Raw genomic sequence first — 15,954 nt, forward strand, 5'->3', positions numbered from 1 at the left:
GGTTTAGCGGGATGCGCACTTCCGACGTTCAACAATGGCGGCCCCGGACTCGCCCAGGTCCCACCACAGTCCGGCCATGACGCCGAGGGCTTCGCGCGCGACCGAGCCCAGAAGATGCTCGTTCGGTGCGTGCTGATTGCAGGCCGGATACGAATGCGGCACCCACAGCGTCGGAAGCGCGAGCGTTTTAGCGAACACGTCGTTGGGAACCGTGCCACCTAGATTCGGAAGCAACGCGGGCTTCTTGTCGGTCGTGTGGCGCATCGAGTCGAGTGCCCAGTGGACCCAGGGGTCGTCGAGGTCGAGACGCGTCGCGGGCGTACCGCTCGATACTTTCACTCGCACATGTTTAAAACCGTGCTGCTCGAAGTGATGCTCCAGGTGCTCGCGCACGTGTTCCCAATCCGTGCCGACGACGAAGCGCAACTGGCACACTGCCTTGGCTATCGGCGGAATCGCGTTGACGGGCGCGTCCGCGTTGCCGGACTTGATCGCGAGCACTTCGAGCGCGTTCCATCCGATGACGCGCTCGGTCGGTGTCAGTCCGGGCTCGCCCCATGTGGGATCGATGTCGGGCGAACTGTCGTCGCGACCGAGTTCGATATCGGCAAGCGCATGTCTGACCGCATCCGAAATCGGCGGCGGACGCAGCCCCTCGACGATGATTCGTCCATCGCGATCGACGAGTGTCGCGAGTGCATGCGCGAGCACGACCGCCGGATTGCGCAGCACGCCGCCCCAGTTCCCCGAATGATGTCCGCCCTCGCGCAGATCGACGAGCAGTTCGAACGGCACGCCGCCGCGCGAACCGAGGAACAGCGTCGGACGCTCCGCTGATACGCGGGGGCCATCGGAGGCGAGGAAGACGTCGGCGCGAAGTGCGTCGGCTTCGGCGGCGCAGACTGCATCGAGACCGGGCGAGCTGATTTCCTCGCCGGTCTCGAAGATGACCTTCACGTTGTAGCCCAGCTTGCCGCCGCGAGCCTCGATCACCGCCGCGAGCGCCGCGAAGTTCACCGAATGCTGACCCTTGTTGTCCGCCGTGCCGCGGCCGTACCAGCGGTCTCCATCGACGGTGACTTCCCACGGTTTCAGGCCGCTCTGCCACTGCTCGTCGTATCCTCTGACGACATCGCCATGCCCGTAGGTCAGCACGGTAGGCAGCTGGCCGCCCTCGTGACGCTCGGCGATAAGAAACGGCGCGCCTTTGCCGGCGGGGTTGTCAACGATGCGGCTTGTGAAGCCCAACTTTGAAAGCGTCGGCGCGATCTCGGTTTGCAGATATGCATGAAGCGCCTCGACACCTGACGCTTCCTGGCTTTCGGTTCTGAACGCGACACGGCGGCGCAAATCGGCGAGCAGCGCACCTGAATCGAAGTTTTCATACGCGCCGGCAATCGCCGAGGCGCGCGTGATTTGACGAGCTTCCACTGAAATTCCTCGTAGTCTTTGAAGAGGCGAGAGCCAGTCTATGAACGCCAAAAATTCGCCACAATTTCAAAATTAGCGGATAGCATTGCCGAAATTGCAACGCAAAGGACGGAAGAATGCTTCACGGAATCGCGCTCAGGTACTTTCTTGAGGTCGCGCGGACGGGGTCGCTGGCGGCATCGTCGGAGAATCTGCATGTGGCCGTGTCCGCCATTAGCCGACAGATTGCCAAGCTCGAAGACGAGGTCGGGACGCCGCTCTTCGAGCGCATGCCGCGCGGCATGGTGCTCACCGACTCGGGCCAACTCCTCGCGGAACATGCGCGCCGCGCGCTGCTGGACGCAGACGCCGTCTTGAGCGAGATCTCCGAGGCACACGCGTTGGGCCGGGGCATCGTGAGAGTCGGGTGCACCGAGGGCTTCACGCGCAATTTCCTGCCCAGCGTGCTCGCGGGCTTTCATGTGGAGCATCCGCGAGCGCGGTTCGTGCTGCGTTCGGGAACGCCCGCGCAGGTGGAACAGTGGGTCGCGCAAGGCGAGGTCGATGTGGGTTTGGCATTTTCGACTTCGACGTCCACCGCCGTTCACGCCGAGTTCAGCATGAGCGCGCCCGTGTGCGCGTTATTGCGTCCGTCGCATCCGCTCGCCGACAAAGACGCCCTGACGTTCGACGACCTCTTCGACTATCCTGTCGCCGTCCTCGAACGCGGCACGACGGTTCGTCAACTCATCGACTGGTGCTGTTCGCTGCGGGGAAAGCACCTTGAGCCGCTTTTCACGAGCAACAATTCCAGCGCGATGCATCAGTTCGCCGCGCTGACCGGCGCGATCACGCTAGGCAGCGCGATCGCGTTGCAAGGGATGGAGGCCGAGCCGACCCTGCTGGCCAAGCACATCGACGAGCCGCTGTTGAACGAGCGCTTCCTGCAAGTCACGACGATGAAGGGCCGCCATCTTCCTCCGCCTGTCAGCCAGTTTCTGGAGACGCTGAAGTCGGCGTTATCCATGGCAGACGTCGCAAAGCCCAGAAAAGGCCGCACGCGTGTCGCGCGTTGACGGCATCTTCCTTGCTACATTGCTCCGGGCACGGTGCTAAGCTTGGCACCAGCGGAGGATATCGGCCGACCTCCCGCTGCTCGTACGCGCCACTGAGGCCGCTATCGCCACATCTGTGAGCTGATGCCGCGCGAATTCTCCGTCGCCGGCTACGAGGAGACCTTTATGGCAGCGCGTTCGATCGCTTCGTTGACTCTCTCCTTCGGTCTCGTTTCCATCCCGGTCAAGCTCTACTCGGCGACCGAGAGTGCCTCCGGCGTGGGCTTCAATTTTCTGTCCCCCGACGGCGGGCGAGTCAAGCAGCAGTACGTCTCCGAAGCCACCGGCGAGGTCGTGGCTCGCTCCGATATGAAGAAAGGTTACGAGTTCGAGAAAGGGCAGTACGTCGTCTTTACGTCGGATGAACTGAAGGCGCTCGAAGAAGGCGCGAGTCATGTCGTCGAGATCGTTTCGTTCGTGCCGGAGAAATCGGTCGATCCGCTCTACTACGACAAAGCGTATTTCATCGCGCCGGACAAGCGTGGCGGCAAGCCCTACAGTCTGCTTCGGCAGGCCATGCAGGAGAGCCAGCGCTGCGCGCTCGCCAAATGGTCGTATAAGGGCAAGACGCGCATCGTGCAGGTGCGTCCCGCTGAAGACGGCATGATTTTCCAGCAGCTTCTGTTCGCGGACGAAGTGCGCGCATTGAGCGACTTGAACATCGAAAACGTGGCCGTTACCGGTACGGAATTGCAGCTCGCGTTGCAGATCATCGATCAGGTTTCGGAGGACGCATACGACCCGTCCGCTTACGAGGACGAAGAGAAGAAGCGCGTTCTCGCCGCTATCGATCAGAAGATCGCGGGCAAGCAGATCGTGTCGCCGGAAGCCACTGGCGATGAGCCGGGCGGGCAGGTCATCGACTTGATGGAGGCATTGCGCGCGAGTCTTTCGAAGAGCAAGCCCAAGAAGGCTCCGGCCAGGAAAGCCGCACCTGTAGAAGAAGAGGAAGTGCTCGCTACCAAGCCGCGGCGACCCGCCAAACGTGCTGTGGCCAAGGTCGAGGAAGCGCCGCCCGCAAAGGTCCGGGCCCGCAAGTGACAAGACGCGATGCTCCGCAGGATTACTCGCTGCGCAGCCTGCAGTCCTTGTTGGGCGTATCAAGGAGCGTGCTGACGGGCTTGATCGACGCGGGGTTCGTTCAACCCACGCGCGGCCGGCGCAACGAACTGCGCTTCACGTTTCAGGACGTGGTGGTGTTGCGCACGGCTTTTCAGTTGCAGTCCGCGAAGATCGCGTCGCGCAAGATCTTGCGCGCGCTTGCCAAGCTCAAGTCGGAGCTGCCGGACGAGCTTCCTCTCTCGGGAATCCGCATCACGGCCGTCGGCGACAGCGTCGCGGTCAAGACGGGATCGGGCCAATGGGATGCCACTTCCGGCCAGCATCTGTTCGATTTCGAAGTCGCGCCGATCAAGGGTGATGTCACGTTTCTCGATGTCACCCCGCGCAACGTGAAGAGCCGCGAGCAGCAAGCCGATGAGTGGTTCGCGCTGGCGGAACAGCTTACGGACAGTGATGGCGTCGGCGCGGAGCGGGCGTATCGCAAGGTGCTGGAGTTGTCGCCGAATCCGCACTACAGCGCGTACACCAACCTCGGCGTGCTGCTCTCCGAGGGCGACACGCGCTACGAAGAAGCGCTATCCATGTTCGATCAGGCGCTTGCGCACTTTCCCGACGACGCGCTGCTGCATTTCAATCGCGCGGTCGTACTCGAAGAACTGAAGCGCTTCGACGCAGCCGCGAAAGCGTACGAGCGATGCATCGAACTCGACCCCGCTCATGCCGATGCGCACTTCAACCTTGCACGGTTGAGCGAAATTCGCGGCGACAAGCAGGGTCTGGTGAGGCACCTGAGCGCGTATCGCAGACTCGGCGGATGACCGTTCGACCTTCCACGCCTCACGACAACGCAAACCGTCTGCAATGTTCGAGATACGCCGTCTCGTGACTGCTGATCAGCGGCAAAACGCTTTTCCAGAGCCACGACGGCGCATCGAGCGTCTTCGAACTGCGCCCTCTCAACACGCCGAGCCACGCGCGCCTGTTCGCTTCGTTCATCTGACGCGCGTGAGCCTTGCCGACCACCCGCGCGAGAAACCGCGCGACTTCGGTCGCGTCCCTCGGCGATAACTCGTCGATGGTCAGTTTCATGTCCTGCGGCAGCAACTCGCGGATAAAAACCGCGCGATCATTCAGCCGCGCCGCGCGCATCCGATGGCCGAGCGCCGGCGTCAGATGTCGCGCCCCTTCGATCACCCGTTCCGCCTGATCGCGCGGCATCGATTCGCTGCTGTAGCGCGGCGCGGCGGCTTTCACCGCCTCCTTCACGTCGATGAGACACAGGTCGTCGCCATCGATGACGCCGCCGTCGATATCGAGCAGTACCGCGAAACGCAGTCGCCCGAGCGAGCTGCAGCCTTTGACCCAGTACGCGGCATCGAGCACGGTGACGGCCGATTCGTCGCCGCCGCCTCGGAGCGATGTCGCAAGCGACGCCACAGAATGCTTACCGAACAACGCGTCGATTTCCTCTTTTTCCGCGGACGATATCGGCCAGAAGCGCTTGCCGAGCGGAATCGCCGGCTTGAGGTCCTCGATGCGCTCGGCCGCGAGGTGACGCCACGAGCGCCGCGTCGCTTCCTTCATCACGAGGCGCACCATTTCGGGCTTGTTGCGCTTCGGATCGGGTTCGCTGGCGGCGGGATCGAAGGAACTTTCGTAGCCATCGGCGACCGCTTCCATCAGGCGCACCGTGATCGCGCCGGGCAGATCGGAGCCGCGCGCGGCCGTCGCGAGCGACAATGCGAGCCGGATGATGTCGTGCGCCGGATTGCCGATCACGGTCTGATCGAGATCGCGGATCGCGATTTCGACTTTGCCCTGCGCATCGGCGACGGGTCCGAGATTGCCCGTGTGGCAGTCGCCGCAAATCCAGACGGGCGGGCCATCGGGCAGCGCGTGGCCTTCGATGCCGTCGAGCCATTCATAGAAACGCATCGTGTTACCGCGCACGAACGCGTGCGCGGAGACCGCCATTTTTTCGTTGCGAAGGGCGGTGAGCAAGGCTTGCCGGTCTGGAGGCAGCGGAAGGGCGCGCGCTCGTTTTGTTTTGGCCATATCGGTCGGGTTCCTGAAGCGCGGTAAGTTGCCAGGAGGCTTCGCTTGTGTGCGAGAGCCAGCGTCGCCCGACTTACAGCACATCCCGTGCCGTGTGCCCTTGTCGTAGGCGTTCCGTAAGTAACGAACGCATGAACGCGGTATCAAGCCTCCCGCAAGACGAGCTCGACCGCCTTATCGTCGATAGGAAAATGCAGCAGCGCCGCGACGACGCCCGCAACGACCGTCGCTTCCCACACGAGCGAATACGAACCGGTGACGTCGAACACGAACCCGCCGAGCCACGCCCCGAGAAACGAGCCGATCTGATGGCTCAGGAAACACACGCCGAACAGCGTCCCGAGATGTCGCGTGCCGAACACCTTCGCAACGAGCCCGCTCGTCAGCGGCACGGTGCCGAGCCACGTCAATCCCATTACCGCCGCGAAGATCGTGACGGAGGCCGTCGATTTGGGTAGCAGGAAGAACCCGCCGATCGCCGCGCTCCTGATCAGATAGAGCCAGCCGAGCACGTGTTGCTGGCGAAAACGTCCGCCGAGCCAGCCGCAGCCCCAGCTTCCCGCCATGTTGAAGAGACCGATCAGCGCGAGCGCGGTCGCGCCGAGCGCTATCGGCATGTGGCAGAGGAGCAGGTATCCCGGCAGATGCGTCGCGATGAACGCAAGCTGGAAGCCGCAGGTGAAGAAGCCGATCGTCAGGAGCCGATAGCCGCGATGCCGTCGCGCCTGGCCCAGCGTCTGCCTGAGCGACGGCGCCTCGACAAGCGCATCCGATGCGGCCGCGCGTCCGTTGCGATCGAGCACGATCCCGAGTGGCGCGACCAGTAGCAGCACGACGGACAGCACGACGAGCGACGCGAAAACGCCCGACGATTCGCGGACCGTTTGCGCGAGCGGGACCATGAGCACCTGTCCGAGCGACCCGCCCGCGCTCACGAGCCCCATCGCCATGCTGCGCTTCTCGGCGGAAACCGCGCGCCCGACGGCTGTCATCACGACGCCGAAGGTCGTGCAACTGATGCCGAGCCCCACGAACAACCCGAGGCCGATCACCATGACCCAGCCCGACGGCGCGATGGCCGCGAGCGCGAGGCCCGCGGCATACATCGCGGCACCGAACGCGACGACCGGCGACGCGCCGTAGCGATCCGCCGCCGCGCCCGCGAACGGTTGCGCGAAGCCCCAGACGAGGTTGTGCAGCGCGATGGCGAACGCGATCAGCGTAACGGGCAGTCCGCGATCGAACGAGAACGGGTTGATGAAGAGGCCGAAGGTCTGACGCACGCCCATCGCCGCGCTCAGAATGAGCGCCCCCGCGATGATCGCGAGCGTGACGTTGCGTTGCGTGACTGCGAAAACACGGGGCGTTTCGTGACTTGCCGTCGACATGGTGATGTCCTCCTCGTCGTCATGCTCGCAGCGCGGTGCGGGCACGGCAAACGAAAAGTCCTCGACGGCGGATGAAGAAAATTCAACTGCCCGCGGGTGTTCTTTCTTCGATGTGACCCGCTTCTTCCAGCAGCCACTGCCTGAAGCCGATGAGATCCGGCCGATGCCCGGCGCCCTCCGAGCTCACGAGCCAGTACGCCGTCTGCGACTGGATCGCCGGCTGCCCGATCTCGACGAGCGCGCCGCTTTCCAGATCGCGATCGACGAGCGGCCGGCGGCCGAGCACGACGCCGAGCCCGGCCGTGGCCGCTTCGAAAGCGAGCTGGATCGTATCGACCCGCAAGCTGCCAGCGGTCCCGACGCCTTCGATTCCCGTCGCTTCGAGCCAGGCCTGCCAGTCCTCGCTCGCGGTATCGACGTGGATCAGCGTCGCGTTTTGCAGAGCGGGCACACGCTCGCGATACGCGGCGCTGCACACCGGCACGTGCACTTCGCCGAACAGACGCGCCCATCGATCGCCCGCCACCGGCGCGCGCGAGAGGCGGATCGCGAAGTCGAAGCCATCGACGGGAAAGCCGACCTGACGGCGCGACGTATCGACCGTGACGTCGATCGCGGGCCAGCGCTCGTAAAAGCGCGCGAGGCGCGGCAGCAGCCAGCGGGACGCGAACGTCGGCGCGCAGGTGACGAGGATCGAGCGGCGCGCGCGCTTGTCGGGCAGTCGCTGCGTGCCGATCGCGATCAGCGAGAACGCCTCCGACACGTACACGAGATAATCGGCGCCCGCTGGCGTCAGCGAGAGCCGGCCGGGCTCGCGCACGAACAGCTCGACGCCGAGCGCTTCCTCCAGCCCGACGATGCCGTGGCTGACCGCGCTCGGCGTCACGCTCAGTTCCGCTGCGGCGAGCTTGAAACTGCAGTGCCGGCCAGCCGCCTCGAAGAAGCGGAGAGCCGACAGGGGAGGAAGGCGAAGCGGCATTGCGTGTCCTTCGTGCGAAAGCTTGGTCTTCGGCCGAGGATAGCGATCGACGGAGGAAGCGGCAAGCGCGCGCCTCTATGAACGCATCGGCCTCAGCCCCGCGCGGACCTCTTCGGCGAACAACTGCGGCTGTTCCCATGCCGCGAAGTGGCCGCCCCTGTCGGGCCGGTTGTAATAGACGAGATTGTGATAAGCACGCTCCGTCCAGCTGCGCGGCGCCTGATAGTTCTCGCCGGGGAAGGCGCTCACGGCCGCCGGCACGGAGACATCGGCGGTGAGGACGAAGTTGAAGTGCGACTCCCAATAAAAGCGCGCCGCCGAGACGCCCGTGTTCGTGAGCCAGTAGAGCGTAATGTCGTCGAGGACGTCGTCGCGAGTCAGGTCGCCTGCGGAGTGGCCGTTGATCGTGCGCCCCAGCACGGCCGACGTGATCGCCGCCGCCGGCTGGCCGTAGCCGTCGCCGTGGTCGAGCAGCCAGCCGGCCAGCCCGACGGGCGAATCCGCGAGTCCGTAGAGCGTCTGCGGGCGCGTCCCCATCTCGAACGCGTAGCCGCGCCGCTTCATGGCGTTGACGCTCAATTGCTCATAGGCCAGCTTCTCGTCGGCGGAGAGATTGGAAGGCGGTGGATCGCCCGCCTGGATCGACTTGACGATGTCGGCGGGCACGGTCGCCGGAAAGTTGACGTGAATCCCGATCAGTTCGGGCGGCGCCTGCTTGGCCATCACGTTCGTCACGATGCCGCCGAGATCGCCGCCCTGCGACGCGAAGCGCGTGTATCCGAGGCGCGTCATCAGCACGACCCAGGCGCGCGCCGTGCGCTCCGGACCCCAGCCGGTCGTGGTCGGCTTGCCCGAAAATCCGTAGCCAGGCAGCGAGGGAATCACGAGATGGAACGCGTCCGACGCGTTCGCGCCATGCGCCGTCGGATTGACGAGCGGATCGATGATCTTGAACTGCTCGATGACCGAGCCGGGCCAGCCGTGCGTGACGATCAGCGGCATCGCGTTCTGATGTTTCGAGCGCACGTGGATGAAGTGAATGTCCAGGCCGTCGATTTCAGTGACGAACTGCGGCAGGGCGTTGAGCCGTGCCTCGCACTTGCGCCAGTCGTAGTCCGTCGCCCAATGGTGCGCGAATTCCTGGATCATCGCGAGCGGTACGCCTTGCGAATCGTCCGCGACGGTCTCGCGATCGGGCCAGCGCGTCGCCTTGATGCGTCGTCGCAAGTCGACGAGTTGTGATTCCGGCACGTGGACGCGAAGTGGACGTATCGCAGTTTTGTCACCATTCACGGGCTTTTCAACCGAGGTGATGGCTTGAGCGGTGTCTGCAAACGCGAGCGGGCTTAGCGAGCCCGCTGCAAGGCTCGCCGCCGTTGCGCCGACGAAACGGCGGCGGGAGGGCGATTGAATCGGGACTGCGGTGGCTTTGACGTCTGTCATCTGCATCTCCAAGGAAGGGCTTAACGCCTGACGAGACACATTGAAACGCGCAGACGTATCTGCACTATGTCGTAGAGGACGATTCGTGTAAGCGCAAGTATCTCCGCACATCGCCGATACAGTGTCGTACAAAGGCAAGTGCTATCGGCTGCGGCCTTTGCCTCGTTTAGTCGATGAAAACATCGGCATCCTTTCCTGAATCCACTTAAGCAATTCAAGCGGACCGGGCGCGAGTGGCCTGTCGGTTTTGACCAGCACTCTCGCTTGCGCTCCTTCGAACAATTGATGCGCGATCGGGATCGTCGTCAGCTCGCCGCTGGCAATCTCGCGATAAGCGGCGAATTCACCGATCAGCGTCACGAAATTTTCCGCCGTCACGAATCGCTTCAACGCGCCTAGCGAGTTCGTCGTGAGCGTGGCGCGGATCGTGATGTTCTCGGCCAGCTCCAGCATCTTCACGACGTGACCGATGCCGAACGTCGGCGGCATCAGCGCGAGCGGATACGCGCGCAGATCGTCGATTGTCGCGGGCCCTTTGCGCTTGACGAGCGGATGATCGCTTCTCAACAAAAGCACGACTGGCTGCGACGAACTCGCCCGAATCGCGATGCGCGGATGCGGCGGTGGGTTGTACGCGAGCCCGATATGCGCGCGGCTTTCCGCAACTTCATCGAGGATCGCGTCGACGGCCAGCATCTCCATGCCGATGTCCAGTTCCGGATAGCGGGCACAGAACGGCGCGAGCACGTCGTCGACGAGCGTATCGACATAGCCTTCGCTGACCGCCAGTTGAATATGCCCTTGCTGCAGGCCTTTCAGCGCGTGCAGTTGATCTTCGAGCTTCTCCTGCTGCGACCGATAACCCTGCCAGAACTCAAGCAAGTGAGCCGCCGCTTCCGTCGGCTTCACGCCGCGCGCCTGGCGTTCGAAGAGCGTCGTATTCAGTTCGTCTTCGAGCAGTTTGATCTGACGCGTGATCACGGACGGCGACGTATTGAGGCTATCCGCAGCCCCACGGATCGTGCCGTGCGCCAGCACCTCATGAAAATACCGAAGCCGCTGCTGATTGATCTCTCGCATTTTGCGTCGCTCCCCGGCCGTTACTGCGTTGCTCACAGAACAACGATATGTGAACTTTGTTGCTCTTGCTAGTGGGTTTTCGCCCTGCCACCATGAATCAACCCCAAAAGACGGGTCCAGTGGAAGAGAACCGGGAGACACCCATGTCAGCAATCCATCCATCGATCACCGCCGATTCCGCCTCGGCGCTCTATACCAGGCTCAACTGGCGGCTCTTGCCGTTCCTTGTCATCTGCTACATGTTTGCGTATCTGGATCGCGTGAACGTCGGGTTCGCGAAGCTTCAGATGCAAAGCGACCTCGGTTTCTCGGACGCGGCGTACGGCGTCGGCGCCGGCATCTTCTTTCTTGGTTATGTCCTGTTCGAAATCCCCAGCAACCTGATGCTGCCGAAGGTCGGCGCGCGGCTCACGTTCAGCCGCATTCTCGTGCTGTGGGGCATCACGTCGGCGTGCATGCTGTTCGTGCGCAACGTGCCGGCGTTCTACGCGATGCGCTTCCTGCTCGGTGTCTTCGAAGCGGGCTTTGCGCCAGGGATGATCTATTACCTGTCGTGCTGGTATGGGCCCGCCCGCATGGGGCGCGCGATTGCGCTCGTATTCGTCGCGGGGCCACTGGGCGGTATCGTCGGCGGTCCGTTGTCGGCGTGGCTCATGACGACGCTTTCCGGCGTCGGCGGCCTCGCGGGCTGGCAGTGGATGTTCCTCGTCGAAGGCTTGCCGTGCATCGCGCTCGGGCTGCTCACGCTGCGTGTTCTGTCCGATCGTCCGGCGGACGCCCGCTGGCTCACCGACGACGAAAAACGCCTGCTCGATCGCGAGACCGCTCCAGCGCTGCATCGTGCGGATTCGTTCAAAGAGATTCTGCGAAGCCCGCGCGTCTATGTGCTCGCCATCGCGTATTTCAGCATCATCTTCCCGATCTACGCGATCAGTTTCTGGCTCCCGGCGCTGCTCAAGGATCAAGGCGTGAACAACACGATCCGCCTCGGCTGGTTCGTCGCGATTCCCTATCTGGCGGCTGCGATCAGCATGTACGCGGCGGGCCGTCATTCCGACACATCGGGTGAACGGCGCTTGCACTGCGCGATTCCTGCGCTCGGCGCTGCGGGCTGTTTGATCGCGGCCGTTTTCGCCGATGGGAACCTCACGCTGACGCTCATTGCGCTCACTTGTGCAACCGCATGTCTGTGGATGGCTTACACGGTGTTCTGGGCCATCCCTTCGCAACTCGTCGAGGGAACCGCAGCGGCGGGTGGTATCGCGCTCATCAATACGGTCGGGTTGTCGGGCGGATTCTGGGGACCAGCGGTGTTCGGCTGGGCCAAATCCTGGACCGGGAACATGCACCTGGGCCTCATCGTCATGGCGTGTGTATCGGCAACGGCGGCCGTTCTGATTCTCACGGCCAGGCTGACGATGAAGAAAGCGTAACTTTGCGCCGCATAAAACTTGAAGCACGGAGAGTGAAATCATGAAGATCCTGATCGCCGGTTTTCAGCATGAAACCAATACTTTCGCGCCGACCAAGGCGTCCTACACGAGCTTCGTTCAAGGCGAAGGCTTCCCGCCAATGGCACGCGGCGCAGGCGTACTTGCACTGCGCGACGTGAACGTTCCGATCGGTGGATTCATCAAGGCCGCCGAAGCTGCCGGGCACGAACTGATACCCGTGATCTGGGCGGGCGCGAGCGCATCGGCGCACGTCACGAAGGACGCGTTCGAGCGGATCGGCGGCGAGATCATCGATGCGGTCAGCCAGGGCGGGTTCGATGCGATCTATCTCGACCTGCACGGCGCGATGGTGACCGAGCACGTCGATGACGGCGAGGGCGAGCTGCTTGAACGAGTGCGCAGGATCGTCGGCGATGAGATGCCGGTTGTCGTCTCGCTCGATCTTCACGCGAACGTCACCGCGCGCATGTTCAAGCACGCAAGCGCGCTCGTGGCCTACCGGACCTATCCGCACGTCGATATGGCCGAGACAGGCGAACGCGCCGCGCAGATCCTCGAACGCCTCGTGTCCGAGGCACGCCCGCTGCATTGCGCGGTGCGCCGCATCCCGTTCCTGATCCCGGTGAACGGCATGTGTACGCTCGTCGCGCCCGCCAACGACATGTACGGGATGCTGGCGACGCTGGAGAAGGAACCTGTGGTATCGGTGTCGTTTGCACCGGGTTTTCCTGCGGCCGATTTCCCCGAATGCGGTCCGACGCTCTGGGCCTATTCGTTCGATAAAGACGATGCCGAACGCGCAGTCGATGCACTATATTCGAAGCTCGTCGCGGAGGAAGCGCGCTGGGACGTGCCTTTCCTGACGCCCGATGAAGCGGCGCTCGAAGCCATCCGCTTGAGCCAAAGCGCGGACAAGCCGGTGATCATCGCGGACACGCAGGACAACCCCGGCGTCGGCGGCGATTCGAACACGATGGGCATGGTGCGCGCGCTCTTGCGCCACGATGCGCGCGATGCGGCGGTGGGCGTGATCTGGGACGCCGATGCCGCTGCCGCCGCGCATCGTGCGGGCGTGGGCGGGCGGATTTCGATCGCGCTGGGAGGCCGTTCCGGCGTGCCGGGCGATGCGCCGCTCGAAGCGGTCTACGAGGTCGAGCATTTGTCGGATGGACGCTTCCGCTTCGACGGGCCGATGCTCAACGGCATGCACGGCGAACTGGGCCCGGTCGCTTGCTTGCGGATCGATGGCGTGAGGATCGCGGTGAGCTCGATCAAGATGCAGGTGTTCGACCGCAACCTGTTTCGCGTGGCGGGCATCGAGCCCGAGCGAATGAAGATCCTCGTGAACAAGAGTTCGGTGCATTTTCGCGCGGATTTCGAGGCGATCGCCGAAGCGATCCTCGTGGCGAAGGCGCCGGGGCCGATGGCCGCCGATCCGGCCGATCTTCCCTGGGAACGCCTCGACGCGGACATGCGCGTGAGACCGATGGGCACGCCGTTCCACGCGTTGCGTGCAGTCGCCGCTTGACGCTGACGAACTTAATCATCGAAAAGGAGAAACGCCCATGCCGGACTCGATCAACACACGACGTCGCGCCTTGTTGCGCACGACCATAGCCGGAGTCAGCTTGATGGAGCTTGGACTGAGCGGACTCGTCCGCGCGCAGTCGAGCGACACGACCGCGAGCACCAAAGCCGCAACGCGAGTGACTTCATTCGAGCACATCCGTCAGGTCAATGCGGGTGCGTTGAACATCGGCTACGCGGAAGCGGGGCCGCGCAACGGACCCGTCGTGATCCTGCTGCACGGCTGGCCCTACGACATCTACAGCTTCGTCGAAATCGCGCCGATGCTCGCGGCCGCCGGCTATCGCGTGATCGTGCCGTACCTGCGTGGCTACGGCACGACGCGCTTCCTTTCGCCTGATACGCCGCGCAACGGCCAGCAGGCCGTGGTCGCCGCCGACATCATCGCGCTCATGGATGCGTTGAAGATCGACAAGGCCGTGCTGGGCGGCTTCGACTGGGGCGCGCGGACGGTGAACATCATGGCTGCGCTCTGGCCCGAGCGATGCAAGGCGATGGTGTCGGTCAGCGGATACCTGATCGGCAGCCAGCAGGCGAACAAGGCGCCGCTGCCTCCGAAGGCGGAACTCGCGTGGTGGTATCAGTTCTATTTCGCCACCGAGCGCGGCCAAGCGGGTTACGAAGCCAATCGATACGACTTTAACAAGCTGATCTGGCGTCTCGCATCACCGACCTGGAATTTCGACGATGCGACTTACGATCGATCGGCGGAGTCGTTCAAGAATCCGGATCACGTCGCGGTCGTGATTCACAACTATCGGTGGCGTCTGGGTCTCGTCAACGGCGAACCGCAGTACGACGAGTTCGAGAAGCGTCTTGCGATGGGACCGACGATCTCGGTGCCGACCATCACGCTCGAAGGCGACGCCAACGGCGCGCCGCATCCTGACCCGGCTGCTTATGCGAAGAAGTTCACGGGCAAGTATGAGCATCGGAACATTGGCGGCGGAATCGGTCATAACCTGCCGCAGGAAGCGCCTAAGGCATTCGCCGATGCGGTGATCGATGTCGCACGGCTTGCTTGATCTCCTAAGCCGCGAGCCGATAAGCGGTCATTGAAGGCTGCGCGGCGCGGGGAGGAAACACGCACCAGCGGCCGTCGTCGTGCCGGAAGAAGAACATCGCACGCCGGCCGCTATGCGCCGACGTTTCGACATGAACGAAGCGTCCGCCGTCGCCACGCATGCGGCCGAATCGAACGACGCGGACGTGTCCGGCCGCGGACGGTGCAAGCCATTTTTCGACGAGGTAGTGCAGGGACGTGCTCATGATCGACTCCTTCGATCTCGCCTCTCGAATTGCTTGAGAGGTTGACTAAAGAGTAGGTCCGTCGAACGATCCACGACAGTTAATGTTTTCGATGGATATGATTGGGAAGGCGTAATGCGTATGGTGGCGCTTAAGAAAAACGCTTGGCGGTGACGATGTATGCCTGAATCTTGCCGTCCACAGCGCCCTGTCCGAATCGCTCGGCGAGCGCAGCGGTGCAGGCCGATGTAGCTTCCGCGACGTTTTCAAGCTCTGTACGCAACGGCGTTCCCTGACAATACGCGACAGCCGCCACTTGAGCCGATGCAGCGCGACTGCGCGCAGTTACCGTGTCGAAGCTGGGCGTCGCGTCGAAGCCCGCATCCGCGAGATCTTTGGAGATTGCGTTCGTATTGCAATAGCCGTGCGGCGTGCGTTCGAGAAAGCGTGGCGGATCGGCGGGATAGAGTTTGCCGAGCGCTGCGGAAATCGTCTCCGCGAACTCGTTCTCTTCGATCCTGTCCCACACGTTAAACAGCAGCACGCCATTACGCTTGAGCACGCGCCGCGCTTCCCGGTACGCGTCCGCTTTGTCCGGAAAGAACATCGCCCCGAACTGGCAGACGACGACATCGAAACTCGCATCGTCGAAGGGTAAGTGCATCGCGTCGGCTTGTCGCCATCTCACCGGTCTTTCGATGCCGACCGCCGCCGCGCGATCCAGCATCGGTTGATTCAAGTCCGTCGCCACCAGTTCTACATGCGCTGGCAATGCATGCGCCATCGCGCGTGTCACGACTCCAGTTCCGGCAGCGGTCTCCAGCACGCGTGACGGGTTGAGTGCAACAACGCGCTCGGCGAGATCGATCGCGTAGGGCGAGAAGATCATCGGCACGAGGAGACTGTCGTAGAGCTCGGGGATCGGGCCGGCGAAAGTCGTATCCGTACGAAGCGTGTTCATGAGCCGTCTCCTTATCACTCATGGTTCCAAGCTTAGACACAGGATGCATATACGCCAGCGATTGTTCGTGAAATCCTGCCAGTCAATTCGTTCGGCGCTGCTTTATCCCCGGCGGAGACACGTCTACATTTGCACCATCGCAAGCCGGACGGCTCAGACAGCCGCCGGTCAC

14 protein-coding genes are annotated in these 15,954 nt (G+C 63.2%); 6 read left to right on the forward strand and 8 right to left on the reverse strand.

Going from position 1 to position 15,954, the window contains the following annotated elements; translation table 11 throughout:
* Positions 1 to 3 precede the first annotated feature (3 nt).
* Positions 4 to 1,431 (reverse strand): M20 family metallopeptidase, encoded by a 1,428-nt coding sequence (locus AWB65_RS11620; protein ID WP_087667310.1) that lies wholly within the window; start codon positions 1,429 to 1,431, stop codon positions 4 to 6.
* A gap of 116 nt (positions 1,432 to 1,547) precedes the next feature.
* Between AWB65_RS11620 and AWB65_RS11625 the strand changes: the two genes are divergently transcribed.
* The 3 genes from AWB65_RS11625 to AWB65_RS11635 all read left to right on the forward strand — a co-directional run bounded on the left by AWB65_RS11625 (position 1,548) and on the right by AWB65_RS11635 (position 4,405).
* Positions 1,548 to 2,486, forward strand: coding sequence for a LysR family transcriptional regulator (locus AWB65_RS11625; protein WP_087667311.1), 939 nt, complete (start codon positions 1,548 to 1,550; stop codon positions 2,484 to 2,486).
* A 165-nt stretch (positions 2,487 to 2,651) separates the two neighbouring features.
* On the forward strand, positions 2,652 to 3,566 hold the full coding sequence (ku, locus tag AWB65_RS11630; RefSeq protein ID WP_087667423.1) for a non-homologous end joining protein Ku: 915 nt from the start codon (positions 2,652 to 2,654) through the stop codon (positions 3,564 to 3,566).
* Positions 3,563 to 4,405, forward strand: coding sequence for a tetratricopeptide repeat protein (locus tag AWB65_RS11635; RefSeq protein ID WP_087667312.1), 843 nt, complete (start codon positions 3,563 to 3,565; stop codon positions 4,403 to 4,405). The genes ku and AWB65_RS11635 overlap by 4 nt, the downstream gene beginning before the upstream one ends.
* Positions 4,406 to 4,424: 19 nt before the next feature.
* Here AWB65_RS11635 and AWB65_RS11640 read toward each other — a convergent pair whose 3' ends face one another.
* The 5 genes from AWB65_RS11640 to AWB65_RS11660 form a co-directional block, all read right to left on the reverse strand.
* Positions 4,425 to 5,642, reverse strand: coding sequence for a DUF2252 family protein (locus tag AWB65_RS11640; RefSeq protein ID WP_087667313.1), 1,218 nt, complete (start codon positions 5,640 to 5,642; stop codon positions 4,425 to 4,427).
* A 143-nt stretch (positions 5,643 to 5,785) separates the two neighbouring features.
* Complete coding sequence (locus AWB65_RS11645) at positions 5,786 to 7,030, reverse strand: MFS transporter (protein WP_087667314.1); 1,245 nt, start codon at positions 7,028 to 7,030, stop codon at positions 5,786 to 5,788.
* Between the two features lie 82 nt (positions 7,031 to 7,112).
* Positions 7,113 to 8,009, reverse strand: coding sequence for a LysR substrate-binding domain-containing protein (locus tag AWB65_RS11650; RefSeq protein ID WP_087667315.1), 897 nt, complete (start codon positions 8,007 to 8,009; stop codon positions 7,113 to 7,115).
* 75 nt (positions 8,010 to 8,084) lie between these two features.
* Positions 8,085 to 9,452: an epoxide hydrolase family protein gene (locus AWB65_RS11655; protein WP_087667316.1), complete on the reverse strand. Its 1,368-nt coding sequence runs from the start codon at positions 9,450 to 9,452 to the stop codon at positions 8,085 to 8,087.
* A 141-nt stretch (positions 9,453 to 9,593) separates the two neighbouring features.
* On the reverse strand, positions 9,594 to 10,532 hold the full coding sequence (locus tag AWB65_RS11660) for a LysR family transcriptional regulator (RefSeq protein WP_087667317.1): 939 nt from the start codon (positions 10,530 to 10,532) through the stop codon (positions 9,594 to 9,596).
* A 143-nt stretch (positions 10,533 to 10,675) separates the two neighbouring features.
* Here AWB65_RS11660 and AWB65_RS11665 point away from each other — a divergent pair, with 143 nt between their 5' ends.
* Genes AWB65_RS11665 through AWB65_RS11675 form a run of 3 tightly spaced genes read left to right on the forward strand, consistent with a single transcriptional unit; the run spans position 10,676 to position 14,598 of the window.
* Complete coding sequence (locus tag AWB65_RS11665; protein WP_087667318.1) at positions 10,676 to 11,965, forward strand: MFS transporter; 1,290 nt, start codon at positions 10,676 to 10,678, stop codon at positions 11,963 to 11,965.
* Between the two features lie 40 nt (positions 11,966 to 12,005).
* Entirely contained in the window at positions 12,006 to 13,514 is a 1,509-nt protein-coding gene (locus AWB65_RS11670) for a M81 family metallopeptidase (RefSeq protein ID WP_087667319.1), read from the forward strand.
* Between the two features lie 37 nt (positions 13,515 to 13,551).
* Positions 13,552 to 14,598 (forward strand): alpha/beta fold hydrolase, encoded by a 1,047-nt coding sequence (locus AWB65_RS11675; protein WP_087667320.1) that lies wholly within the window; start codon positions 13,552 to 13,554, stop codon positions 14,596 to 14,598.
* A gap of 4 nt (positions 14,599 to 14,602) precedes the next feature.
* Here AWB65_RS11675 and AWB65_RS11680 read toward each other — a convergent pair whose 3' ends face one another.
* Entirely contained in the window at positions 14,603 to 14,842 is a 240-nt protein-coding gene (locus AWB65_RS11680; RefSeq protein ID WP_087667321.1) for a hypothetical protein, read from the reverse strand.
* 130 nt (positions 14,843 to 14,972) lie between these two features.
* Positions 14,973 to 15,782, reverse strand: a complete 810-nt coding sequence (locus AWB65_RS11685; protein WP_087667322.1) for a class I SAM-dependent methyltransferase — start codon at positions 15,780 to 15,782, stop codon at positions 14,973 to 14,975.
* Between the last annotated feature and the right edge of the window lie 172 nt (positions 15,783 to 15,954).

This window comes from Caballeronia humi, assembly GCF_001544475.1.
GTDB lineage: Bacteria > Pseudomonadota > Gammaproteobacteria > Burkholderiales > Burkholderiaceae > Caballeronia > Caballeronia humi.

Coding starts and splice junctions, on each gene's coding strand:
- AWB65_RS11625 (WP_087667311.1), top strand. CDS start 1,548: ATGCTTCACGGAATCGCGCTCAGGTACTTTCTTGAGGTCGCGCGGACG.
- ku (WP_087667423.1), top strand. CDS start 2,652: ATGGCAGCGCGTTCGATCGCTTCGTTGACTCTCTCCTTCGGTCTCGTT.
- AWB65_RS11640 (WP_087667313.1), bottom strand. CDS start 5,642: ATGGCCAAAACAAAACGAGCGCGCGCCCTTCCGCTGCCTCCAGACCGG.
- AWB65_RS11645 (WP_087667314.1), bottom strand. CDS start 7,030: ATGTCGACGGCAAGTCACGAAACGCCCCGTGTTTTCGCAGTCACGCAA.
- AWB65_RS11650 (WP_087667315.1), bottom strand. CDS start 8,009: ATGCCGCTTCGCCTTCCTCCCCTGTCGGCTCTCCGCTTCTTCGAGGCG.
- AWB65_RS11655 (WP_087667316.1), bottom strand. CDS start 9,452: ATGACAGACGTCAAAGCCACCGCAGTCCCGATTCAATCGCCCTCCCGC.
- AWB65_RS11660 (WP_087667317.1), bottom strand. CDS start 10,532: ATGCGAGAGATCAATCAGCAGCGGCTTCGGTATTTTCATGAGGTGCTG.
- AWB65_RS11665 (WP_087667318.1), top strand. CDS start 10,676: ATGTCAGCAATCCATCCATCGATCACCGCCGATTCCGCCTCGGCGCTC.
- AWB65_RS11670 (WP_087667319.1), top strand. CDS start 12,006: ATGAAGATCCTGATCGCCGGTTTTCAGCATGAAACCAATACTTTCGCG.
- AWB65_RS11675 (WP_087667320.1), top strand. CDS start 13,552: ATGCCGGACTCGATCAACACACGACGTCGCGCCTTGTTGCGCACGACC.
- AWB65_RS11680 (WP_087667321.1), bottom strand. CDS start 14,842: ATGAGCACGTCCCTGCACTACCTCGTCGAAAAATGGCTTGCACCGTCC.
- AWB65_RS11685 (WP_087667322.1), bottom strand. CDS start 15,782: ATGAACACGCTTCGTACGGATACGACTTTCGCCGGCCCGATCCCCGAG.